This is a genomic window from Bacillus sp. HU-1818 (assembly GCF_022695965.1).
GTDB classification, from domain to species: Bacteria; Bacillota; Bacilli; order Bacillales; family Bacillaceae; genus Bacillus; species Bacillus atrophaeus.
In genome coordinates, this window is the sequence record NZ_JAAPBE010000004.1 from 133,887 (window position 1) to 157,642 (window position 23,756).

Sequence of the window (23,756 nt, forward strand, 5' to 3'; positions counted from 1 at the left end):
ACACTGTGATCCGTTTTTTGTGACATTTTCATATTATACAGGCAACAATCCATAAGAAGCCGTGAATGGTCATAAAAAAAAGAGGCTGATGCGCCTCTTTTTATGATTCGTCCCGCCCTCTGTCATTTTTTCTTTTTCTTCGCCGTGCCGTATACCATATTAAGACTGCGGCTATGACGATGATGGCAGCCAATAGGCTGATATACAGAAGGTCCGGCTGGTTGTCTTGTTCTGCTTTTTCTGTTTGAGAATCATTATTTTTTGATTGCAGCTGCTGGTGGTTTGTGAATATCTGCTGGCTGCTTGTTTCATTGATAACAGTCGCTGTGTCATTGTTGCTGTCCAAGAAACTGATCATTTCTTTTGTAATTGATGCGCCTTTCCCCGATAAAGGAGCAAAAACAGCCATGCTGTAATCTGAATCCCATAAAGATGCTTGTATAAACGCGACTTGTTTCGTCGTTTCATTCAGCATATCGAAGCCCGATACATCATACGTTCCGTTTTTATCCGATGGAACAGTAAGAGTTGACGCTTGCCCCTTCAGAAGCGGGAATTGGTTCACGCCGCCGACAAAAATGAGATGGCGGCCTTTTACATCTTTCCCCTGTACTTGTGATGATGTTTTTATCTTGAAGGCTTTCTGGGCGTCGCTTCCAAATGAGTCTGTAAGCAGCGACAATTCTTTCAGTTTTGACACACTTACGCCGTCAGGAAGGATGATCAGCGTCGGATTGTTTCGGTCTCCGGCGTAAGGAAGCGGCCATGCTTGAAAATCGGCTGATGCCGCTGTATCGCTTACAGGGAATGACAGCGTGCTGCTTTTATCAATAAAAAGCCATTTCTCTTCATCCGTATCTATACACGGGTTGTTTTGTTTTAATCCTGTCGCCACAAATTGTATATCTATGTAGCGGTTCTTCTGCACTAGTTTTGGATCGACTTTCAGTGAGACGTGATAATATCCGGCTTTATCTTCTTTGCCTAACTCATCAAGTCTGACAGAATGCGGCTGTCCGTTAATCATGACTTTCAATTCGGCTGTGCCGCTTCTTGTTTCCGCTTTTTGAATGGTTTCAGATTTTTTCAGCTTAAGCGACAGCTTTGCCGATTGATCTTTATCGTAAACGGCTGTTGTTGGGTAAAAGTAGTGCGGTGATGATGTATTCGCAGACCCGATGGTAATATCATCCGCGCCAAAATTCGCCAGTGTCAGTTCATTGTCCGCTGTTTGTTTATTGTTTTGCAGCTTGTCTATCATTAAGGTTTCGCCGCTCAGCTGTGATGTGTATGTTTGATCGGTGATAACACTGATTTTATCAGCCATCACATGATCTGATTTCGCCGTCACAAACAGAACAGGCTGCTGCTTGTCCTTTGCTTTCAGTATTCTTTCAGCCAGCAGAAGCTTTTTTCCTTCCGGTTTCAAGCCGGCTTGTTCAAGAAGCTGTTTTACCTTGCCGTTCCAATGTTGATCAGCTCCTATGAAAATGGTCGGTTTATCGATTTGTTTCGCTTCTGATTCATTGAGATACGTAATGTTGATCTTGCTGTCTGTAGATTTGAGATAGCCCTCTGTTTTGACGGCTGCTTCAATCTCCTCAGAACTTGGCTTGTCCGGGATGACAATCGCCGTTTCTTCATCAGTATTTCCTGATTGGGCAAAGGGATAAGGAAAATGATCAAGTGTCACTCCCTTTGATTTACTGTTTTCGGCAAGCATCAGACGGCTGTCGGGATATATTTTGATCCAGTTGCCCGACGTATCCTGCCTGACACAAACGCCCTCCTTCAGTACGCCGTAAAAATTCAATGACATGCTGTGATAGCCTTGCGCAGATTGGCTTTTGTTCAATGAAAGCTTCAATGACTTGTGCTTTGATATCCCCTCAAGCTTTAAGGTTTTTACCGGTTCATTATCAATGGCAACGGTTAAAGAAGATGGGGAAATTAATAAGTCAGAGGCCTCATACTCGATCACTAGCTGCTGGTTTTCAGAAGACGCCCCCGCCGGAATTTGGTAAGTCAATTCGGAGCTGTCTCTTGATCCGTACAGTGTAATCAGATCACTTGTGAGCGCCTGCTGCTTGGCCTGGGCACGGTCTCCTTTTCCTAAAATAGAACTGTCGACCTGCAGCTCTTGGGATACGGCAGCCGCACGGCCCTCCATTGCGATCAGCATAAAGGCTGTACATAATATGATTGCTTTTTTCAAAAAGGTCACCCGCTTTTATTTTGGTTATATCGTTCGGTTTTGTACCATTTCACTTCCTGTCTGAACAGCCGATGTTTGATCTCAACAAATAATGAATAGATGACGAGCACAATCCATGCTTGTGAGTATGTAAAATACATCAGAAACACGATGAACACGTTTTGCCTGTTCATTTCTGTTTTTTCGATGCTTAGCGTGATCATAACCTCCGTCATAAATAAGAAAAAGGCAAGTATCCACAAAATCATCGCCAACAATCCGACTGACAGGTGTAAATCATAAAATAAATTCACAACAAAAATCGTATTTGACATAATGACGCCAAAGAAAAATAAGAAATACGTAAAGAAAAAATAAAACAAATCAAAGATAATTCGTTTTCGTTTCAGCCTGAAAAATTGCGCCAAAAATTTCAGTACGACATACTGATTGCCGCGCGCCCATCTTGTCCGCTGGCGCCACCAGACCTTCCACGTTTCCGGTTCTTGCTCCCATGTGACCGCCGCAGGGAAAAAGCGAATATGATAGCCGAGGTTATAGACGCGGATGGTGAGTTCAGTATCCTCCGCCAGCGCTTTGTCATCCCAGCCGCCAAGCTTTTCGATAATGCTTCTTCTGATAGCAAAATTGGTGCCCGGTATTGTCGCGATTTTAAACCATTTCCATCTTCCGCCCTGTGCCATCCACTGAAAACAAATGGTCTCAATGTTGATAAACTTCGTCAGCAGTGTTTTCGCCGCATTGATGACGCGGAATTTCCCTACAACCGCGCCTGCCTGCTGATCATTCATTAAGCCGAGAACAAGGTAATACACCGCCATTTTTTCCGGCGTATTATCGGCGTCATATACACAGATCACATCACCGTTTGATTCAGCAAAACCGGAATTAAGCGCCGAGGATTTTCCCTTTCCGGCGTTCGGGGGTTTGGTGACGACCATTTTGATAAAACCATATTGCCTCGAAAATTCATTTACGATATCACCCGTCCGGTCCGATGAATTGTCGTTTATCACGATAATTTCCAGACGGTCCTTCGGATAATAGAGATTGACCATTGCTTTTAGCGTCTGCCTGATCACAACCTCTTCATTATGGGCGGGTATGAGGACGCTGACCTTCGGAAGCTCCTTCATGTTTTCTCTCCACTTCGGGATATTCCGCTCAAAGGTCATGTAGTGGCGAAATCCGCCCTGCATCAGAAACATGTGGTAGAGAAGCATAACCCATATTAAACTTAGCGAGATAAAGAACAGAACATTACCCAAGGTTTCTTCTCTCCTTAAAGATTCGTTTTTTCAATGTGGCTCTTAAATAAAAGGTATAAATGACAAACATGACAACAAATAAAAGCACCACGGCCGATAGAATCCACAAGGCCTTTTCCAGCGGGCTTTGCTGGTGATGTTTAACGAACTCCGTAAAGGCGTTAAGCTTGTTTTCCACATGGATGGTGCCGTCTCCGTTTGTGGTGATCTTGACTTTGTCCGTTTTAACAGTCTGTTTTGTTTTCTTTAAATCAAGCCATTCACCGTTCGGAATATGCTCCATTTGATCCACAAGCTCGGGCAGATACTTCATGCCGAGATACGGATGATAAAATCCTCCGGCAACCCCGCCTTCAAAATCAATCATACGGGAAATGTGATCCTCTATATCACCGAGGGGGTTTTGGTCAGACGTATCGACAAATCCAATGGTCTCAGGATACAGCGTCATTCCGTGAAGCATGCTCGGGGTTGTCAGAAACGGAGCGGTGCCGGATGTTTTCCACGTTGTATCGCTGAGCTGCACCTGTCCGAATATGCTTGAGAAATAGTCTGAAGTAATCTTGTAGCCTTGCTCAGACATCGTATAGTGAGGCGCTTCAAAGGACAATGGGTACAGGCCGGACGCTGTTAAATCCTCAATGGCAAGCTTCAGCTTTGTTCGTGTGTATGTGTTTTCATTGTCCCGGTACGGACGGAGATAGCTGTGATACGCCGTTTCATTCGGGAAATTCTGCTCTTTTTCCAGGACGGCAGGCGTGTCTTCCGCGTTTTCCTCTGTAATCGGCTGATCTGCCTTGGCATCCCAAAATTCGAAGCCTTCCCCGGTTTCACTGTACCGATAGGCATGTGTGTATCCGTGAACGATCACACTGCCTCCCATACTTTGCAGTTTTTTTAAAACTTTGACCATCTTAGGCCTGTCAGACAGATAGACCTTGTCGCCTGTTTCCGGATTCAGATATACCGGAATAACGGACATGACAAATGGGATGTTTCTTTTAGACAGAAAGGAACCTGCCTGAAGCAGCAATTTTTCATCCGACATCGGGCTGATATCCTCAAGCCGCAGGTAGAGCAAGGTGCTGCCCGGGGTTTCACCGAAGGCTTCTCTAAGCTGCTTCGCCGTAATCAAATTGTCGTTTAATAAATCAGTCAGGCCGATATAATAGTCTGACGTTTTCGTTTTCCAGATAAAAGGATGTGTCTGTCCGTCAGATGATTTATAGGTAACCAACGCCTGTCCTTTCAAACCCGATACATCCAGCACGTTAAGCCCGTTCTCCAATGAGAGATCGGTTTTCTCTTGATTGCTGTGAATCTGATGTATGTTTTCCTTGCGTTTCAGACTCAGATGTGCAAATCGGCTGAACTGCTCCGCGTTATAACCGAGGCTGATCAGCGACTCTTTCCTATCATTGATAAGAGCGACAAGCTTTTGATTAAGCTTTCTTTTTGTTTGTCCGTAATAGATCACACGGTCTTTATCTGCCATGTCAGATGCTTTGACATCTGTATCCTTGCGCACAGTGACATGGGAGGAAAAATGCCCGGCCAGCAAATCGAGTTTTTTGACATTTGCTGACTCTTTTCCGTCTACACTTGAGTAGATGATCAGAATCCCGTTTTGTTGCTTCGCCTCAGCCCGGCTTGGAAAATAAGCAAACGATACCAGAAGCGCCGCGGCACACAGCAGTCGTATTACGTTATAGTTCATTCATCATCATCTCGTTTTCCAGTTCTTCTAAAAATTGTTCAACGGCTTTTAAGTCTTCTCGATAAGGCAAGAAGCACACATGAAAGGTTAGTGATACATATTTTCCGTTTTGCAGCCGATAAGTGTCCAATTGTGTTTTTAATTTTTTTAAAACGGCCGGCATGTGTTCTGCCGGCGTATGCGTGAGCACAATGCCGAACCGTTCCTCAGAGGGACGGAATTTTTTATCCGTTTCCCTTACACTTGATCTGATTTGCCGGCTGACGAATGTAAACAGGCGGTCTGTTTCTTTTTCTCCGTATAAGGATTTAAACTCCTTAAAGTAGTGCATGTGGAGCAGCAAAAAGACGAAGGAATTGCCATATCGCTCTGCGCGCTTCATTTCCTCTGATAATTCAAGCTTCATTCTCTGTTTGTTATCGAAGCCTGTCACTCTGTCCACCGCTACAAAACTCTTGATCTCGGCTTGCAGATGCTTGACCGACTTGCCCAGCCCTCCGGCCAGATCGTGAATTCTTCCAGAAATAAAGGAAAACAGGAGCAGTGCGGCACCCCATATCACAAGTGTTTTAAGCCCTTCTGCCGCGGAAAAGAGCGCAACTTGTACGGACTGAAACCAAAGCATTAAGCTCCCGAGAATAAACAAAACGATGAGAGTGACCACAAGCGAGTACACCGGGCCGAACCATACCCCGGCGCCAATGACGAGCAGGGTGATGCAGATGATGAGAATGCCTTCTGGTTGCTGCGGCGATACGTAATAAATAAAGATGGATAGCGCCGCAGCCAGCAAAACAATATAACTAAAGATTTTTTGAGTGTCATTGAATGATATTTTCATTAAAAAGCTTCCTTTCAGCCAAAAGCGGCAGCAAATTGTCGAAAGAGTGCGTGTCATTGCCGCTCATATATCCTCCATAATGTGTCTTCAGCGGATCAAGGATTTCAAACCCGGTCATTTTTTCATATAATGCCTTGCTAACGGCGGTGTCTTCTTTTTGTTCAGCCAAAAATAGGATAGCCAAGGCGTAAACAGACGGTGATTCATATTGGACCGCCGGCTTTTTTGTTTCCGCTGAATACCGTCCGTACAGCTTTCCGTTTGCTTCAAACTCCTGCTTAACCCAGTTTGCTGCAGCCGCAGCTTTTTCATCTCCCTTTTTCAAGTGCAGTGCGGCATACAGCTGGTCGATGACATTGACTTCACTGTCGTACTTATATTCTCCCGTCTCTGTGTTGTACGTTTTCGGCAGAAATCCGTTCTGCAGAGGTGCATGATAAAGAACGTTCAGATTCCGCTGTTCAGTTTCTTCATCTATCAGTCCGTTCTTCTTTAACACTGCTAACGCATCCGGCATGATATAGGAAAGGGTGACGTCTTTTCCCGCTGCTTGAGAGCCGGAATCGTAAAAATCAGTAAACACGCCGTTGTTCATATTGTGCTTTTTCAAAGCGGCGCCGATCTGCCGGGCCGTTTGAGCATATTCATTGTGATTCCAAAGAGCCGCCGCCTGGTCCAGACACAGCATGATTCTGAGATCGTCTATCAGAGCGTTGGACTTAGCGGGTATATTGTCTTCAATCTTCCACGTAATCAGATTGTTTTTCATTAGAAAGGATTCGGCAAGGTGCTGATATTGTTCCTGAAAATGAGAGGCGTCCTTTTTGCTGAGTAAAAATTCCATCCAGAGGCCGAGTGATTCCGATAAGTAGGCGGGATGATCTTTTAGATTTGTTTGAATCCAGCCCTTTTCGTTCATCAGATTTTGATAGATAAAGTGTTCCGCAGGCTGAAGCGGAACACTGTTTGGTACATCCGCCGATTCCTTATGGTCAGCTTTCATGCATCCCGCTGAAAGTCCGATTGAAATCAACAGGATCATGACAAAAATACTCACGTTCTTCACTGGCAAATCTCCCTTTTCATCTGAAACTCAGTCAGACGATCATTATATATGGCTGAGAAATAAAATGTAAGAATCAAATTATTATAATACTGGGTATTTACACCTAAACTGCAAATTATATTTACTATAAAAGAAAAAATTGAAGATTACTAGCTTTTTTTCCTTTGATCAACAGGAAAAAGATGACTTTAGACCAATAAAAAAAAGAAACCTGCTGATCAATCGCAGGTTTCTTTTTGATTATTTATCCAGACCGAGCTTTTTCAGCTGTTCCGCCAGCGCGTTATTAATCGGCTCGTCTTTGTTTTGATGTTTCAGATATGAGGATACATCCCGTTTAGAGGCGCGTCCTGTTTTTTCTTTAGATTTGCGTTTTTCAAAAACGGACAGTTTTTCGCGGTGGCCGCAGACGCACGCGAAGATTTGTCCTTCTCCCTGCCCGCGCAGCTCCAGCTTCTTGTGGCAGTTCGGACAGCGGGCATTTGTTTTTCTGGCGATCGTTTTTCTGCTTCCGCATTCCCGATCCTGGCATACAAGCATTGTGCCGCGTTTGCCGTTTACTTTCAGCATCATTTTGCCGCACTCCGGACAGGCTGTTCCCGTCACATTATCGTGCCTGAAGGTTTGGCTGCTGTTTTTAATGTCTTTCACTGTTTCGTTCGCATAGGCCTTCATTTCTTTAATAAAGACAGATGATTTCAATTTCCCTGCCGCAATGGCAGAGAGTTTTTGCTCCCACTCTCCTGTAAGAGCCGGTGATTTTAGATCCTCAGGAACGAGCTGTAACAGCTGTTTTCCTTTTGAGGTGATGAAAATATCTTTATCCTTTTTCTCAATTAAAAAGCTATTAAACAGTTTTTCAATGATATCGGCACGGGTTGCGACTGTGCCTAACCCGCCGGTCTCGCCCAATGTTTTGACAAGATTCTTCTCATCTCCCCGCATAAAAGCACTTGGATTTTCCATGGCGGACAGGAGAGTTCCTTCATTGAAACGCGCAGGCGGCTTTGTTTGGCCGCTTGTTTCCTTCAAGGCGCGCACTGGCAAACTATCGCCTTTTTGGAGAGCCGGCAATGTTTGGTCTCTGTCTTCGTCTTGATCGTCTTCCTCGTCATAAGCATCGTAAACAGCCTTCCAGCCTTGAGACTGAACGGTTTTTCCTTTAGCGGTAAACGTTTCTCCCCCGATGTCGGCAATGACCTTTGTTTCCTCATACTCAAATGCCGGCATCAATACGGCAAGAAAACGCTTCGCGATCAGATCATACAGCTTGCGTTCTTTATCGCTCAGACTGCTGGGGATAAGCGGTTCTTCAGTCGGAATGATGGCATGGTGATCTGATACCTTCGCATCATTCACAAAGCCTTTATGCGCTTTGATGCCGCGTTTTAAAATTTTTGTGACGTACAGGGCATATGGTTTAACTTCCATGCCTTCCAACCGGTCCTTTAATGTCGGCACGATGTCGTTTGAAATAAATCGTGAATCCGTACGCGGGTACGTGACAAGCTTATGCTGTTCGTACAGCTTTTGTAAAACCGACAGCGTCTCTTTTGCAGAAAAACCGAACCGTTTGTGCGCGTCTCTTTGCAATTCAGTTAAATCATAAAGACCCGGCGCAAAACTTTTCTTCGCTGTTTTTTTCAGATCAGCAATTGTTGCGGATTTACCTTCCAGCTTGTCCAGCAATCGGGTAGTAACGGCTTGATCAAATGTTCTGCTTTGCTTCGTTTTTTTGTCCTGCCAGGTTAAGGTCATCCCTTCAACGGCCGCACGAATACCGAAATACGGTACCGGCGTAAACGCTTGAATATCGGCTTCCCGTTTCGCAATCATCGCCAGTGTCGGCGTTTGTACACGTCCGCATGACAGCTGCGCGTTGAATTTTGTGGTCAGCGCGCGGGTCGCGTTGATTCCGACAATCCAATCCGCTTCCGCTCTGGCGACGGCTGAGTGATACAGATTTTCATATTCTTTGCCGCTGCGCAGTTTTTGAAAGCCATCCTTGATCGCTTTATCAGTTACTGAGGAAATCCACAGACGTTTGATCGGTTTATTAACGTGCGCTTTTTCAATAATCCAGCGGGCGACAAGCTCCCCTTCACGTCCGGCGTCTGTCGCAATGACAATGCCGCTTACATCCTTGCGGGTGAGCTGGGCTTTCACCGCATTGAACTGTTTTCCGGTTTTTTTAATCACGACGAGCTTTAAAGGCTCTGGAATAATCGGCAGATCTTCCAGCCGCCATGATTGAAACTCCTTGCCGTAGCCCTCAGGATCAGCGAGCGTCACCAAATGGCCGAGCGCCCAAGTGACGATATATCGGTCTCCTTCTAAATATCCGTTTCCCTTTTTATGACACTTCAGCACCCGGGCCAAATCCCGGCCGACTGAAGGTTTTTCAGCTAATACAACTGTTTTTGACATGCTTTATCACTTCTCTTTCTTTCACGCTCATCCTTTTATTATAACAGACGGAGCGGCCTCTCTCTAACCGCGCCCGTTTTTCATCTCAACTTCTGAAAAAATGACATGAGTCACGGTTTGAGCGTACGGTGAGGTTTGATTGATGAATTCTTCAATGGCTTCAAGGCTTTCGGCGTTGATTTTCAGCATATAGCAGGCAGACCCGGCGATGCGATAGCAAAATTCTATATTCGAAAACGATTGAATATACGTTTTAAATCGTTCGTAATCTCCGTTTTTGACGGTTGCTTCTATCATGCAGGAAATGGGAAGTCCTATTTTTTTCTGATCAACTTCCAATGTATATCGTTTAATGATGCCGAAGGACTCCAGCTGTCTGACCCGCTCTGTGACCGACGGCGGAGACAGCTTGATTTTCCTGCCTAATTCCCTCATTGACAGGCGGCTGTCTTCTTTAAGTTCTCTGATTATGCTGAGATCGAGTTTGTCGAGTTTCATTTGGCCTCATACTTCCTTCTGCTCTTTTGTTCATATTATCGCGGGATTTTGAAAAAAAGACAAGGAGACCGATTCCCATTAATTGACTTTACGAACTAATATATACATTACATAAAGACACATATAAATTCAATTGGAGTGAGTAAATGGTTAATTGGGTTAAAATGGCTCGGATTGAAAAAGGATGGACCCAATCTCAGCATGCGGCTCACGTCAGTGTCACCAGGCAGACAATCGGGCTGATTGAAAAAGGCAAATATAATCCGACATTGCAGCTTTGCATCGCATTAGCAAAAGCCTTGGATCAAACGTTAGATCATTTATTTTGGGAAGGGATTGAAACAAAATGAAGCTTCCGTTTTTACAAGCCTCCTCCGGGCGGACCGATGAATACGTTGAAAAGAAGATGAATCAATTCTACGGGGAAGCAGGTTTAATTGTGGCTGCTCTCATGCTTTTGGATCTCATCATCAGAGGCGGAATTCTACACAAAGAACCTATTGAATATATGGTGAGCGGTATTGGTTTGATCGTATATGCAGGATATATCTTACTTCGCTGCCTATTATCAGGCATGGAGCATCCGGACATATCGAATAAAAGGGTCTATCGGAAAAAAAGAAAGGAAATAACCGCCGTCAGCGCCTGTACCGGCCTTATTTTTCTTGCGGTCAGTTTCCTTTTTACCGGATTCCCGCAGAACTCCGAGGATTGGTTTGATGCCCTTGTACTGGCCATATTGTTTACGATCTTTTACTTCATGGTTCATTTCATAAGCCTGAGCATATCCTACCGCAAAAATAAAGATATTTTCGATGATGAGTAAGTTAAAATTGAAGGTTTTTTGAACATTAGCTGAACTTGTCATATTTGTCCCCCTGATCGTATATAGTATAGTTGAAAACGTGTACATAAGGAGGGCGATTTATGCTGCAAACACCGATCGGAAGGCTTCGTACGATGGGTTTTATTGAAGGAATGTCTCTCTTAATCCTGCTGTTTATCGCTATGCCTCTTAAATACTGGGCTGATCTTCCGCTTGCCGTTACGATTGTCGGTTCCGTGCATGGCGGATTGTTCGTTTTGTATTTGCTTGTGCTGGCTTATGTGACGCTGTCTGTCAAATGGTCATTAAAATGGTCTGCCGCCGGATTCGTCGCCGCTTTTGTTCCATTCGGAAACTTTTTATATGACCGGGGATTGAGAAATTATAAATAAATGATTATGCATTGGCTGTCAGGCATGCCGCGAGTCCGTCGGGCGCCTTTTCGAATGCCCCTTTCACCGAATCTGTGCAAGTCTGATCCAATGCCATGTCTTTTTTAGACTCAAGGTGTAAATTTTAAAAGTTTGAGTAAAATCCTGTATTAAAAATGCAGGGTTTTTCTTTTTTCATTTTTCTTCATGTTCATTTCTTCCTGACGAAGTCTATCAGGACACTCGTCCTACGCTGAAAGAGAATATGCTGATTTAAATATCATTAATCAAATCAACAGTTGGACAGCTGTAGGAGAACATTAAAGCGTGCAACAAAAATGCCAAAAGCGAAATCATTTATCATGTAATGATTTCGCTTTTGGCGATAGGCAGCTTTTTTAAAACCACTTTGTCATCCACGCAATATAATAGGCGCCGGGGATAAACATGAGCTGGGCGAGAATCGTGCCCGCCACCCTTGAGGTCACCATCGTTACCGATGTCCACTTTAAGTAAGTGTAACTTCGTTTTCCCTTTGCCACGTCATCAGCGAGCACGGATATTTTCGGATCGACAAAGACGGCTAAGAGCATTGTGGCAATGCCGTTAATCAGCCCGGAGGCCATCACTGCCGTCGTGCTTCGTTCCGGCGCGAGCAGTCCGGCATAGAGTGCTGAGAGCACGCCGATCGTATATATTGAAGTGATCACCATGTTGATGACAAAAAGGCGCTTTGGAATAAAGCGAAATTGAAAACCTTTGAAATACGAAACAGATGGTTTTCTCAAATAGTAACGGGCGTTTTTTAGTCCGTTTATTGACAAACCTTTTTTAAATACTTGCAGAACGGACCCTCCCCCGCCAGCAAGGTGGATGATCGCCCGTGAAAATATAGCGACAAACGTCGGTAACAGAATGATTCCAAGCATAGTGCCGACTGTTGATCCGAAAATCAAAAATCTGAATTGCTCTCCTACAACCGTGAGCGCATGCTTTCCGGCGTCGTCAATTAAATGTCCTGTAAAGGGCTGCTGCACCATATTCGACATTCTGGATACGATGACCATGACATTGAAGAGTGAAAGAGCGGACGCGATAAACCCAACCCGCGCTCCTGAAAGCCTTGTCGCATATGCCAGTGTTTCAATTGAGTGAATCAGCAGTAAAAAACAAAAAATGAATAATACCTGTAATGTGATAACTTCCACTATGTCTTCCTCCACTTATTGATACAGATTAGACTGATTGAGGAAGTCCGAGGTTTCGTACCACATTACCATTTTTTAAGCCCAAGCAATTTTTCACCTAATTCAGTTAAGACGGCTCGGCTGTATTTGGTTTGTTCCCAGTTTCGCGGATCTCCTGGAAATGCCTTGCCGTCTGGCGGAATTCGTTCGCTCCATTGAGAAATTCTTGATTCGCGCAGCGCCTCATTATGTTCTTGCGCAGGAAACATGGAAATGTACTGGGCAAGCCGCGGCTTTGTCGAGTGATTCGCCCGAATGCCGTGGGCCAGCATGCTGTTAAAGATGAGCAGATCACCGGCTTTTGTGACGACTTTTGTCGGTGTAAACCCGGCTGTATCAGGCCGATAAGGATTTCGATCCGAAGGCTGTGTTTGCACCCATTCCTCAAAATTGCGGTACAATTCAGGGATGCACTGGAATCCGCCCATTTCTATATCCGTATCCACTAAGGATAAGACGCCTTGCACATTGACCGGAACTGGGTCTACTGAGGTATCCACATCCCAATGGATAAAGCCCTCATACTCATAGCCCGGTTTGATCGGCAGATTGAGATTGCATCTGTCAATGGTCGCCCATAGCTTTTCAGTGCCCCAAATATCCACAAAAGCGTTGTACACCTTCTCATATGTGCGGTTGTCCCACAAATATTGATGATGATAAAGCTCTACCATACCTGTGTTTTTCAATTCTTTCATTTGGATTTCACGGCGGGCTGGCGCGTACCAATCAGAAGGGTTCTCCGGATCTTTTTCTTCAAACTCCCAAATCAGAGTGGCTGTGCGCTCAATGTAATCTTTCGGCACAGCGTCATGGATGACGACATATCCGTTTTCCTTCCAAAACGCCCAATCCTCTTCACTCAGCACTCTCATAGGCTCTTGTTGAAGCCGCTTGTTTAATGACTCGGTAATCGTAAGAATATTATTCTTTTTGTTCATACAGAAACCTCCCGCACCATTTTGTGAAGCGCTTACAATATTATAATAAGGGCTGAAACGCGTTTCACATCAATAGACAATACAAAAAAACCGCCCGGGGTTGCCGAGCGGTTTGTCTTATTCTTTTCTTACGCAAATAAAAGGTTATATATTCCGCCGTAGTCGGACGGTTTAGATTCGTCTTTAAGATTGTTCCGATAGAATCATCTTCGAAAGTAAACACCATGGAAGTTCTTGATAACAAGACAACGAAAGCCCTACCTCTCAATCGTCACTGCGGCTCCGAAGCCGCGCCGGTGTGAATTGTAAAACAAAAAGTCTTTTTTCCATCTCATCGTTAGGGGCGAGTGTCAGAGGGAAAAGAATAAGGTCAGCTTTTTTGTACCATAGCTGTATGGAAGCGGTAAAGCTTCTCTCTTAAAACAGAAAAAAGAAGTTTACTTTCTTTATTATTTGCACATTTATCTTTCTTAACAACTTATTATACTACATCGCCCTGAATAGTACAACACTTTATTGAGATAAGTTTAATGAAACAGATGTTTTTTCGCCTGCATTCATTAATCTGATGTCGGCCGGTTCAATTTCAAGAATGACCAGATTCGGATCGTCCTTGCCGTCAAACCAGCGTTCAAGCTTGCTGTTCCAGAGCTTATCTTTTAGTTCAGTTGAATTGTTCAGCTTAGCTTTTCCGGATACTTCTACGTACGCATCACCGAAACCCTCACAATCATATCCTAATAAAACATGCACATTCGGGTTGTTTTCTATTTCTTCTGTTTTATGTGTCTCTTTGCTTGTCGGCGTATAAATGGTCAAGCCGTCATGGAAAAACGTCATATAACGGGAATGCGGTTTGCCCTGTTCAACGGTGGCAAGTGAACCTACTTTATGGTTATCCAGTACATCCAGCACTTTTTTTTTAATTTCTTGTTGATTCATTATGAATCACTCCTTTTTTAATCTCCGCTGTTACTTTTCCACATTCCGGAGAAATTTAAACCTTTGAATGCGCGCATCTTTATAAGTCAGTGATGATCATAAAAAAAGGATGGGCATCTCAGCCCCATCCTTATATTCTTGAATCCGTAAATATATCGTAATCGTCCGTGCTTGTTGAAGACATTTCGGTTATGACTGCACCTTCTTCTCCCGCCTGAAACCAATGTTTCGTATTGGGCGGAATGGTGTATTGCCCCCCTGCCTCCAGTTCGATTTCGTGCCAGACGGTATAGTACTTTCTGTCTTCATGGGGCGGAAGAACCTTCGGAAGCTCCGTTTTTTCTCCCTCTACATAAAGATAAACTTTACCGTATCGGCAGCGGAAAGTTTCTTGTTTTCCTTCCTCACCGTTCACAGGCGGATGGCGGTGTTCCGGGCAAGTCTGTCCCGGGAACAGCACCAGTTCCTTTGAACAGTATCGGTCCGTATTGACGTAGATAAAAAGCTGCAGCCCGACTTTATCAAGCTTTCCTAATCCATAGTCCATCATTTGAATTTGGTCAACTTCATCATCTGTCAAAATAATTCCCGCTTTTTTATAATAGCTGTTTACGTCTTCCTTTGTTACCTTCACACTCATCACTCCCTATTATGTCGTCACAAAGTCTCCGCCGTTAACATGGAGCGTCTGGCCTGTCATATAGGAAGATTCGTCTGAAGCAAGCAGAACATAGCAGCCCACGTGCTCAACCGGTTGTCCAGGACGGCCCATCGGTGTGTTTTGACCGAATTTGGCGACAGTTTCATCCGGGAATGTAGCCGGAATTAACGGTGTCCAAATAGGACCCGGTGCTACTGCATTTACACGGATTCCATCTTGAACGAGCGCTTGAGCCATCGTTCTTGTAAAGGCATTGATTGCGCCTTTAGTCGCCGTGTAATCAATAAGCTGGGGATTTCCTCTGTATGGGTTAATGGATGTTGTATTTATGATCGCACTTCCCGGTTTAAGGTAGTCGATCGCTTTTTTAGTCAAATAAAATTGTGAGTAAAAGTTGGTTTTGAATGTTCTGTGCAACTGTTCGCTTGATATATCCTTAATGCTTTGCTTCGGATGCTGTTCTCCAGCGTTATTTACAAGGATGTCAAGGCGCCCAAGTTCATTCACCGTTTTTTCCACAGCTTCATTACAGAACTCCTCTTCCCCTACATCTCCTTGGATCAGCAAGCATTTTACGCCTTCTTGTTCTACACGTTTTTTTGTATCTTCCGCATCCCCGTGTTCATCAAGATAGACGATCGCAATATCAGCGCCTTCTTTGGCATAGGCTACAGATACAGCGCGGCCGATTCCGCTGTCGCCTCCTGTAATTAGCGCGACTTTTCCTTTTAATTTGTCCGCCCCTTTATAATTTTCGTACTCATATACGGGACTTGGATTCATCTCGCTTTCAATTCCAGGCTGCCGATTTTGTGATTGCGCCGGTAATTCGTTTGGATAGTTTCCCATGTGTTTTCTCCTCCTCTTTTTTCATGTGCTATTTTCTGTCTACCTCCTGCATTCTTTGTCTAAACATAAAAGAGCAGGTTGGAAATGCTTTTTCAGAAAAATGTTTCACATGAAACGTTTGGAGGGATTAAAACACAAAAAGGCGGTGACAAGATGATTAATGCAATTTCAAAAAGGTTCAGCCGGCCAAAAGGTTTGATTGGCGTAATTGCCGGATACATCATGGCCGCTGAAAATAAAACATTAAATAAATGGACGATTGATCAGCTTACCTTAAAACGCCATGACGTTGTCCTTGAAGTAGGTTACGGGCCCGGATACAGCCTGAAGCAGATGCTAAAGCGTGAGCCCACGGTGAAAATTGATGGGATTGATGCTTCGGGGGTCATGAAAAAACAGGCGGAGCGCAAGGTCAAACAGAAGTCGGTGCGGCTGATGAAGGGCGGCATTGAAACAGCCCCTCTCCCTTCCGCTTATTATGATAAGGTGCTTTCGGTTAACAACTACACCATCTGGAATGATCGGCAAAAAGGCGTGCACCATATATATCAAGCCTTAAAACCCGGCGGCAAGACGGCCATTTCGATGCAGCCCAGAGAAGCAGACGCAAGTCCGGAGAAAACAAAAGCATTCGCCAAACAGATATATGCCGATTTATACGCGGCCGGTTTTGAAGACATAGAGATTCAATTTAAATACATCACACCAGAACTGTCAGTTTGCGTAACCGCAAAAAAACCCGGCATCTAATAGAGCCGGGTTTTCTATCTTATGAGTGAGTGGCTTGCTTGCGCAAGATATCTTTCTTCACTTTGCCGAGATTGTTTTTCGGAAGTTCGTCTACAAATTCAATCTCCGGAATTTTGTAAGCGGACAGTCTTTCTGTACAGAAGCGGGTAACATCTTCTTCCGTCAGATCTTGAGTGCCGTTTGTGACAATAAACGCTTTCGGTTTTTCTCCGTAGAGCGGGTCAGGCACGCCGACAACAGCGGCCTCAAGAATGCCAGGCACTTGCTGAACAACCTCTTCAATTTGGTCAGGATAGATGTTATCGCCGCCGTAAATAATGACGTCCTTATAGCGTCCGGTAATAAAGATGAAGCCATCCTCATCTATATAACCTGAATCGCCTGTGCGGAACCAGCCGTTTTGCAGCACTTTTTGTGTGGCTTCCGGGTTTTCTTCGTAGCCTTTAAACAAAAAAGGACTGCGCACGACAACTTCTCCGATAGATCCTTGCGGCAGCTCTTCTCCCGTTTCAGGATCCTCGATTTTCACATCAACAACGGACATCGGTTTTCCTGCTGAAGCGGCTTTGTCCCAGCCCATTTCAGGGCTCCATGTGCTGATACCCCATGCCTCAGTGCTGCCGTAGCCTTGTACTAGAGGCACTCCGATTTCATGATATCGGCGAATCAGGCTGCTCGGCACCTTTGTTCCGCCAGTCATAAAGTATAAGACAGAGGATAGATCAGTCTTGCGGGCTTCCCATTCCTCCAGAAGATAGGTATAAAAAACAGGAAGAGCCATCACGCACTGAATCTTTTCTTCCTCTATCAGGTTCAGAATATGAGCGGGATCCTGATCATTTGTAAAAATGATCGTTGCGCCTGTTATTGTGCCCTGCATTAAACAGATGATCGCACTTGTGTGATAAATCGGATGGCAAGCAAGAAAACGAAGATCTTTCATGCGGCCTCCGCTTTTAATGGTTTCAGTTACATAATTGTAAATTCCGCCGTGCGTCAGCATACATCTTTTTGGGTTGCCAGTGGTTCCTGAAGTGAACATAAGCAGTGCCGTATCATCTTCAGATACCGTTTCTGCTTCTGGCAAATGGCCGGGACCTGCAAAAAGATTTTCAAATTCAGATGTTGTTTCCGAAGCGGTCCCGGTTACGATTGTTGTATGCAGTGATGAAATATCCGGAAGCACTTCTTTCATGGTGTCCTCAAAATCACTTCCGTAAAATAAGGCTTTTGGCTCACAGGCTTTTAATATTCCTTTAAGCTCATATGGCTTCAGCTGCCAGCTTACAGGGACCACCGCTGCGCCAATTTCAAGCGCGGCAAACATAACAGTTGATGCAGCATTGCCGTTTTTACAAAGCAATGCGACCCGATCGCCTTTTTTGATGCCCTTTTGCAGCAGGGCGTTCGCAAGCTGGTTGATTCTTTTGCGGTAAACGGCGTATGTCTGTGTATCCTCTCCGGTTTTCACAGCTTCTATCTCTTCGCTGTTCGGCATGTCATGCAGAATCAGATGCTGTAGTGTCTTCATAATTTCATCTCCTATATGATGTTGAAAATTCAATTGTCCCGTTAGATTATCTTCCTTTTCCGAATCCATTTTAAACCAAAAAAGATAACTTGTAAAACAATTTCGTTTTGGAATGATTTTAACTCAGAATGATAAAATAGTCCCAGTTTCAGTTATTTTCTGCTATAGGAATCCTTCGCATACATCACTTTATGACATACAAAAACACACGCCGTTTTTCCTGCGTGTGCTCTTTTTCACTGATATAAATTCTCTTTCATCCATGCATGGAACAGCATGTTCAAACGCTGATAAAGCGCCTGTTCTCCTTCATTCTGAAATGCTTTCATGCTCTCTTTGCTTTCGATAATAGCGGAACTGATAGCGCTTAATATTTCCGACCCCTCAGCCGGCAGATCAGCGGGCGCCATCATGACAAGTACACGGCTCATACTGAGGGGCTTTCCGTCCATGCCATTGACTTCATACGGCTTGCTGAGATCATAAATTTTGAAAAAAGGCAGGACGATTTCTTCATTTTTGAGATGGTAAAGCGCCATCCCTGTTTCAGGGATGCCCAATCCCCCCTGCTTTTCCCGCTCCAGCAGGCAGACAGCGGCCTTTTTGGCGTCATGAATCAAGCCTTCCGCCTCCAGCAGACGGAACATCTGGTGCGGCAGCGGTTCATCATCGGGCTTCGTGTCTATGTTATTGACGGTGAAATTCTTCAGGACATGTTGAATCGCGTCCAAATATCGACCCATTTTCTCCGCTGTTTTCAGGGTATCGGGGATGTCAGTTTTTTCACATGGGCTATTATCCGGTCTGCGTTTTTTCTCCAGAATCAGCGGGATCTTTCGCTTAATGTACTGCTTGACCTGATTGGCGTCTTCTTCATTCAGCAGCGGGCTCACCACAATGTAATCTATGTTTTCATAAGGAATCGGCACTGTGGAGACGATCATATCATACGCCCCGATATCCCGGTCCTTCAGCTCGATCAGCGAGGACATGTCGAATGATTGGATTTCGGGCAGTTCTTTTTTCAGCCTTGACGCGAGCATCTTCGAAGAACCGATGCCGCTTGAACAGACGATCAGCGCTTTGATCTTCGCTTCTTCTTTCTTAAGCTCCAGCGCTGAACCGAAATGAAGCACGAGATAAGCAATCTCATCATCAGAAAAAGTCATGTCCGGAAAACTTTTTTCCATCCCTTCTTCGATCGCCATGTAAAGGAGAAAGTAGTCGCGTTTGATCTGTTCCTTCATCGGATTGTAGATGCCCATGTCTTCCTTTATCCTGTTCATCGCCGGCTCCAGATGGGCAATGAGTCCTTCGTATAATGAGCAGTTTTCAGTGAGATCCACCCTGATTTTTTCAGAAATAAAAGCGATCAGCCGTTTCGTTTGCAGCGCGATTTCCAGTTCGATATCCTGCGCTTTGTATTCGGTTTCATATTTACGATTCGCGCTTCGCAAATGGATGGTAATATAGCCGACTTCCGCTTCGGGAATGGTGACGCCGAATGCCTTTTCGAGCTCACCGGCAATCTCAAGGGCTGAGCTGTATTCCTTCGTATTTTTCAATGTATGAAGCTCTTCAGCCTCCATACTGATGGTTTCGCCAAGCTGGATGCGCTCCATCGCAAAGGTTAGATGAACGACAAGGGCGATATACGAACTGTCAGAGAGAGCGTATGCGGTTTTTTCTTTCAGACGGAACAGAACCCGTTCCATTTTCAAAAACTCTCCTTTGCTGACGACGCCGAACATTTTTTCTGATGTGTCCGTTTTGCCCTTAATATTTAATTCAACAGCTTCTAAAAACATCTGAATATCTAAACGGTTGACGATCAGGTTTCCGACGATTTTCCGTTTTGCGTCCTCAGGCCCCATAAGCTGAATGCCAAATCCCCTTTTGCGGATCAGCGTTAATCCGAAGGGCGAAATCCATTCCTCCAGCTCATCCAAATCATAGCTGACGGTCGCATTGGTCACCTGTAAGTCCTTTGCTAAGGTATACAGCTTAATCGCTTCCTGAGACTCTAATAGCGAACAGAGAATCAGAAGCTTCCGTTCATCGGCGCTGTACTCATGCTGTTCATGGGACAAGTCGGTCAAGAGCTTTTGTTTGCCTTCCATACTCCCGACCATCTTTAATCCCTTGCCGGGCTGTTTGTCGAGAGTCAGGTTATATCGCTGCATGATAGGCTTGATAGATTTTAATTCCCTGTGAATGGTCCTTGTGCTGACTTGCATCTCCTCAGCCATCTCATTAACCGTCACATACCGGCTTTGCGATAAAAGAAGTTTCATAAGCTTTTGTTCTCTAGCAGTCATATACATGAAATGTGCCTCCAGACTTCCGTGATGCGGTATTTGTTATGAAAGGGGAGTATACAGGAGCAACTGAAGAGGTTTCCTTATAATATAAAACGCTTTCAATACATATTCAACAACTACTAAATGGCAATTTGGCACTGGACTGTGTGACAGGATTGAAAAACATTGTACAAAAAAGCATCAGCCATAATGGCTGATGCTTTTCCGTTATGGAATATCATACCCCTGCACACTTGTGTAAATCCGAAACCATTGTTCGTGGCTTAGCTTGTGTTTTAGCGCATCTATCGCAGCAGAAAGCCGTTCGCGTTTGCCGCTTCCGACAATCGGCATAATGCCCGCAGGGTGCGTAAACAGCCAAGCATACATGACTTCATCCATCGAAGCGGCGCCGATTTCTGACTGGACGGCTTCAAGCGCCGCCCGTATTCGATAATCTTTGTCCATTTCTCCGGAAAAGACTTTGCCTCCCGCAAGCGGTGACCAAGCCATCGGAGCGATGCGCTTCTCTTGGCAAAAATCCAGAGTGCCATCATGAATATTTTCCAATTCATAAGCGGACAGTTCAATTTGATTGGTAACAAGCGGCTCAGGCAAATAGGATTCAAGCATCCGGTATTGATGATCTTTAAAGTTAGAGACTCCGAAATACTTGACCTTGCCTGAGCATTTCAGCGCCTGAAACGCTTCAGCCACTCCCTCAGGGTCCATGAGCGGGTCCGGTCTGTGAATCAGCAGGACGTCAATATAGTCTGTGTTCAGATTCAGCAGGGATTGCTCAGCGGATGCCAGGATGTGGGACTTGGTTGTATTATAATGATGCGATCTGTGGCTCGGCCGTTCCGGTGATTCAATGACAATCCCGCACTTCGTGACCAGCTCTATTTTTTCTCTTATGGAAGGCGAAAGGGCGAGGGCTCTGCCAAACAGCTTTTCGCATGTGTACCCTCCATAAATATCAGCATGATCAAACGTGGTGATGCCGTGTTCCGTACACCACTCGATAAACTGAAGCAGCTCCCTGTCTGAATAATTCCATTCATTGAGGCGCCAAAGCCCGTGTATCACTCGGGAAAATTGAAGATCTTCCGCCAACTGTACGCGCTGCATATAACTCCCTCTTTTCTTTGAGCTGACTTTAGAAGCTTTTAGAAAGTGCTTCATGCTTTTTTATTCGGCTTTTTCCGCCCTTTTTCCTTTCGCCTCACGAAAATGCTTTTTTATTTAGATTGAAATTGATTTTTCGCTTTTTCGACGACATAATGGCTGCCGCCGCGTTTTTTGACGTCTTCAATCATCATAGCCACCAGCAAGTCTTTGTTCTTGTAATCATATCCGACAAACCAGCCGTTTTCTGCGCCGTCTTCATCTTTTGATTTTTTCAGCTCGGCTGTTCCTGTTTTTCCGGCTACGGTTATTCCTTTCACAATCGGCTGATAAGCTGAGCCGCGCTCGTCTTCCACAACGCCTTTTAATCCTTTTGTGATTTCTTCCGCGCCCGCTTTAGAAACAACCTGTTTATGCCAGATGTCGGCTGTTTTTGAATCTTTTTTCACGAGACTCGGCTTCACTAAATTGCCGTCGGCTGCAAATGGCGTATAAGCCGCCGCTAAGTGAAGCGGAGACATTTGCATCTGCCCTTGGCCGTAACCTGAATCCGCCAATAAAATGTCGGAATCAAGCTTGTCATTGGCAATGGATGACGTTTCAACCGGAAATTCATATGGGATATCTTCCGCAAATCCGAAAGTTTTCAGGCCTTTTGTAAAGGTATCCGCGCCCATATCAAGCGCGTTTTGTGCAAAATAAATGTTATCCGATGTGATTAACGCGTTCTCCAGATTGACTTCGTCAAGGCGCTCTGACACCCTTGTAACGGAATAGCCGCCCCAGCTCGAATCCTTCTGCCATTCTTTTCCCGTGATTTTTTTCTTTTCTGCGGCGTCAAGTGTCCCGTTTTTCAGTCCGATAGCGGCTGCAATCGGTTTAATTGTAGAACCGGGTGCGTATGTTTTCTTAAACTTGGCCGAGAAAGGCAGATGTTTATTTGAGTTTAATTTTTTCCATTCTTTATCGTTCCACCCGAAAATAAATCCGTTCGGATCGTAGGAAGGAGCGCTGACAAGAGCAAGTGTCTCTCCTGTTTGCGGCTGAAGCGCGACTGCCGCTCCGCTGTCATCCTTCAAATCGTGATACAATTTCGTTTGGGTTTTCATATCAATTGTAAGGTTCAGATCCTCACCGTTTTTCGCTTTCTTTTCGGCGATAACATCACCTGTTTCAGGCACGTATATTTTCCAGCCGGTTGTTCCTCTCAGCTTGTCTTCATATACATTTTCAAGGCCTGCGATTCCAATCTTGGAAGTATCGCTGTATTCGCCGTCTTTCTTTTTCTTTAATTCTTCGGCTGTAATCGCCTTGATATATCCTGTAAGATGAGCCGTTTTTTCGCCGTAAGGATAATAGCGGGAGCTTACGCTTGTTTTCGTCACTCCGTCAAGTGAGGTCAGCTCCGATATTAAATCCTTTTCATCCGGTCTTATCTTTTGAAGCGGTACGTATGAGTCATCTTTCACCCAGTTTTGTGAAAGCTTTTTCTCAATATCGTCTTCAGAAATCTCCAGTTTTTCAGACAGTTTTTTCAGCACCTTGGCTTTTTTGTCTCCGAGCTGGCCTGGAATAATGCCGATTTCCGGCACTTCTGTGTTGATGGCTAAGCCTTTGCCGTTTTTATCGTAAATTTGTCCCCGTTTTGGCTCTTCGCTGGCGATTTGCACGGTTTTTTCATCTGCCAGCTGCTTAAAGATAAAGGATGGGTCCCAATCTATATTCCAAGATTCCCCGTCGTCCGTTTTCTCTTTTTTGAGCACCGCTGTATTTTCAAAGGCTACTTTGCCTGCTTTTGTTTCCATGCTGACTTTGTATGGAATATGCTGCATGTCCTTATTTTCCGTATCTTCTTCATCCTGTTTGCCTGCAGTGACTTTTAAGTTTTTTACACCGGCCTGTTCATAGACGGTTTTGTATCTGTTCACAAAGTCTTTTTTTGATATGTCTTTTTTGGCATCTTTCGACAGGCTTTGATACATTTGTTCAAAATGCTGGCCGTTCCATTCTTTAACGAACTCTTCCATTCTGTCTTCGGCCGAATCTACTTTTGAACAGCCGATAAGCCCTATAAATAATAGTAATAAAATACACTTTTTCAACACGTTTTCCCCCTGCCTTCCAATTGTTATTTTCTCCTAAAATGAAGGACCCATGCAAGGATTTTTTTTCTAGGAA

The 23,756-nt window shown here is 44.6% G+C and carries 20 protein-coding genes; 4 read left to right on the forward strand and 16 right to left on the reverse strand.

Annotation, left to right across the window (positions count from 1 at the left end; translation table 11 throughout):
- Window positions 1-100 precede the first annotated feature (100 nt).
- The 7 genes from GXP75_RS15750 to lrpC form a co-directional block, all read right to left on the reverse strand.
- Window positions 101-2,215 (reverse strand): cellulose biosynthesis cyclic di-GMP-binding regulatory protein BcsB, encoded by a 2,115-nt coding sequence (locus tag GXP75_RS15750; protein WP_242557234.1) that lies wholly within the window; start codon window positions 2,213-2,215, stop codon window positions 101-103.
- 5 nt (window positions 2,216-2,220) lie between these two features.
- Window positions 2,221-3,483 carry a glycosyltransferase family 2 protein gene (locus GXP75_RS15755; RefSeq protein WP_242557235.1) on the reverse strand — a complete coding sequence of 421 codons (1,263 nt, stop codon included), beginning with the start codon at window positions 3,481-3,483 and terminating at the stop codon, window positions 2,221-2,223.
- Entirely contained in the window at window positions 3,476-5,179 is a 1,704-nt protein-coding gene (locus GXP75_RS15760) for a DUF2334 domain-containing protein (protein WP_242557376.1), read from the reverse strand. The genes GXP75_RS15755 and GXP75_RS15760 overlap by 8 nt, the downstream gene beginning before the upstream one ends.
- Before the next feature lie 10 nt (window positions 5,180-5,189).
- Window positions 5,190-6,041 (reverse strand): diguanylate cyclase domain-containing protein, encoded by an 852-nt coding sequence (locus GXP75_RS15765; RefSeq protein WP_242557236.1) that lies wholly within the window; start codon window positions 6,039-6,041, stop codon window positions 5,190-5,192.
- Window positions 6,022-7,107 (reverse strand): lipoprotein YdaJ, encoded by a 1,086-nt coding sequence (locus tag GXP75_RS15770; protein ID WP_242557237.1) that lies wholly within the window; start codon window positions 7,105-7,107, stop codon window positions 6,022-6,024. The genes GXP75_RS15765 and GXP75_RS15770 overlap by 20 nt, the downstream gene beginning before the upstream one ends.
- A 240-nt stretch (window positions 7,108-7,347) precedes the next feature.
- Window positions 7,348-9,534, reverse strand: coding sequence for a DNA topoisomerase III (locus GXP75_RS15775; RefSeq protein ID WP_242557238.1), 2,187 nt, complete (start codon window positions 9,532-9,534; stop codon window positions 7,348-7,350).
- Between the two features lie 63 nt (window positions 9,535-9,597).
- A complete protein-coding gene (lrpC, locus tag GXP75_RS15780; protein ID WP_063638764.1) occupies window positions 9,598-10,032 on the reverse strand; it encodes a transcriptional regulator LrpC in 435 nt (144 codons plus the stop codon).
- A gap of 146 nt (window positions 10,033-10,178) precedes the next feature.
- On the opposite strand from lrpC, the gene GXP75_RS15785 reads away from it, so the two are divergent.
- From GXP75_RS15785 to GXP75_RS15795, 3 genes are all read left to right on the forward strand, one after another.
- Window positions 10,179-10,382, forward strand: coding sequence for a helix-turn-helix transcriptional regulator (locus GXP75_RS15785; RefSeq protein WP_242557239.1), 204 nt, complete (start codon window positions 10,179-10,181; stop codon window positions 10,380-10,382).
- Window positions 10,379-10,858, forward strand: a complete 480-nt coding sequence (locus tag GXP75_RS15790; protein ID WP_242557240.1) for a DUF6773 family protein — start codon at window positions 10,379-10,381, stop codon at window positions 10,856-10,858. The genes GXP75_RS15785 and GXP75_RS15790 overlap by 4 nt, the downstream gene beginning before the upstream one ends.
- A 101-nt stretch (window positions 10,859-10,959) precedes the next feature.
- Window positions 10,960-11,250 carry a DUF3817 domain-containing protein gene (locus GXP75_RS15795; protein ID WP_004430377.1) on the forward strand — a complete coding sequence of 97 codons (291 nt, stop codon included), beginning with the start codon at window positions 10,960-10,962 and terminating at the stop codon, window positions 11,248-11,250.
- Window positions 11,251-11,627: 377 nt separating this feature from the next.
- On the opposite strand, the gene GXP75_RS15800 is transcribed toward GXP75_RS15795, so the two are convergent.
- The 5 genes from GXP75_RS15800 to GXP75_RS15820 form a co-directional block, all read right to left on the reverse strand.
- Window positions 11,628-12,437, reverse strand: coding sequence for a lipid II flippase Amj (locus GXP75_RS15800; RefSeq protein ID WP_061572341.1), 810 nt, complete (start codon window positions 12,435-12,437; stop codon window positions 11,628-11,630).
- Window positions 12,438-12,502: 65 nt separating this feature from the next.
- Window positions 12,503-13,417, reverse strand: coding sequence for a phytanoyl-CoA dioxygenase family protein (locus GXP75_RS15805; RefSeq protein WP_214917242.1), 915 nt, complete (start codon window positions 13,415-13,417; stop codon window positions 12,503-12,505).
- Between the two features lie 513 nt (window positions 13,418-13,930).
- Window positions 13,931-14,359: a pyridoxamine 5'-phosphate oxidase family protein gene (locus GXP75_RS15810; RefSeq protein WP_242557241.1), complete on the reverse strand. Its 429-nt coding sequence runs from the start codon at window positions 14,357-14,359 to the stop codon at window positions 13,931-13,933.
- 130 nt (window positions 14,360-14,489) lie between these two features.
- A complete protein-coding gene (gene lyxE / locus GXP75_RS15815; RefSeq protein WP_214917244.1) occupies window positions 14,490-14,993 on the reverse strand; it encodes a D-lyxose ketol-isomerase in 504 nt (167 codons plus the stop codon).
- A 15-nt stretch (window positions 14,994-15,008) separates the two neighbouring features.
- Complete coding sequence (locus tag GXP75_RS15820) at window positions 15,009-15,869, reverse strand: SDR family oxidoreductase (protein WP_214917246.1); 861 nt, start codon at window positions 15,867-15,869, stop codon at window positions 15,009-15,011.
- Window positions 15,870-16,022: 153 nt separating this feature from the next.
- Between GXP75_RS15820 and GXP75_RS15825 the strand changes: the two genes are divergently transcribed.
- Window positions 16,023-16,619 carry a class I SAM-dependent methyltransferase gene (locus GXP75_RS15825; RefSeq protein WP_214917249.1) on the forward strand — a complete coding sequence of 199 codons (597 nt, stop codon included), beginning with the start codon at window positions 16,023-16,025 and terminating at the stop codon, window positions 16,617-16,619.
- 19 nt (window positions 16,620-16,638) lie between these two features.
- On the opposite strand, the gene GXP75_RS15830 is transcribed toward GXP75_RS15825, so the two are convergent.
- The 4 genes from GXP75_RS15830 to GXP75_RS15845 all read right to left on the reverse strand — a co-directional run bounded on the left by GXP75_RS15830 (window position 16,639) and on the right by GXP75_RS15845 (window position 23,683).
- Entirely contained in the window at window positions 16,639-18,150 is a 1,512-nt protein-coding gene (locus tag GXP75_RS15830) for a class I adenylate-forming enzyme family protein (protein WP_214917251.1), read from the reverse strand.
- 236 nt (window positions 18,151-18,386) lie between these two features.
- On the reverse strand, window positions 18,387-20,474 hold the full coding sequence (locus GXP75_RS15835; RefSeq protein WP_242557242.1) for a BglG family transcription antiterminator: 2,088 nt from the start codon (window positions 20,472-20,474) through the stop codon (window positions 18,387-18,389).
- Between the two features lie 204 nt (window positions 20,475-20,678).
- The gene (locus GXP75_RS15840) at window positions 20,679-21,581 is read right to left on the reverse strand and encodes an aldo/keto reductase (RefSeq protein WP_061572347.1); all 903 of its coding nucleotides are present in this window, start codon (window positions 21,579-21,581) and stop codon (window positions 20,679-20,681) included.
- Window positions 21,582-21,691: 110 nt separating this feature from the next.
- A complete protein-coding gene (locus GXP75_RS15845) occupies window positions 21,692-23,683 on the reverse strand; it encodes a penicillin-binding transpeptidase domain-containing protein (RefSeq protein ID WP_242557243.1) in 1,992 nt (663 codons plus the stop codon).
- Window positions 23,684-23,756 lie beyond the last annotated feature (73 nt).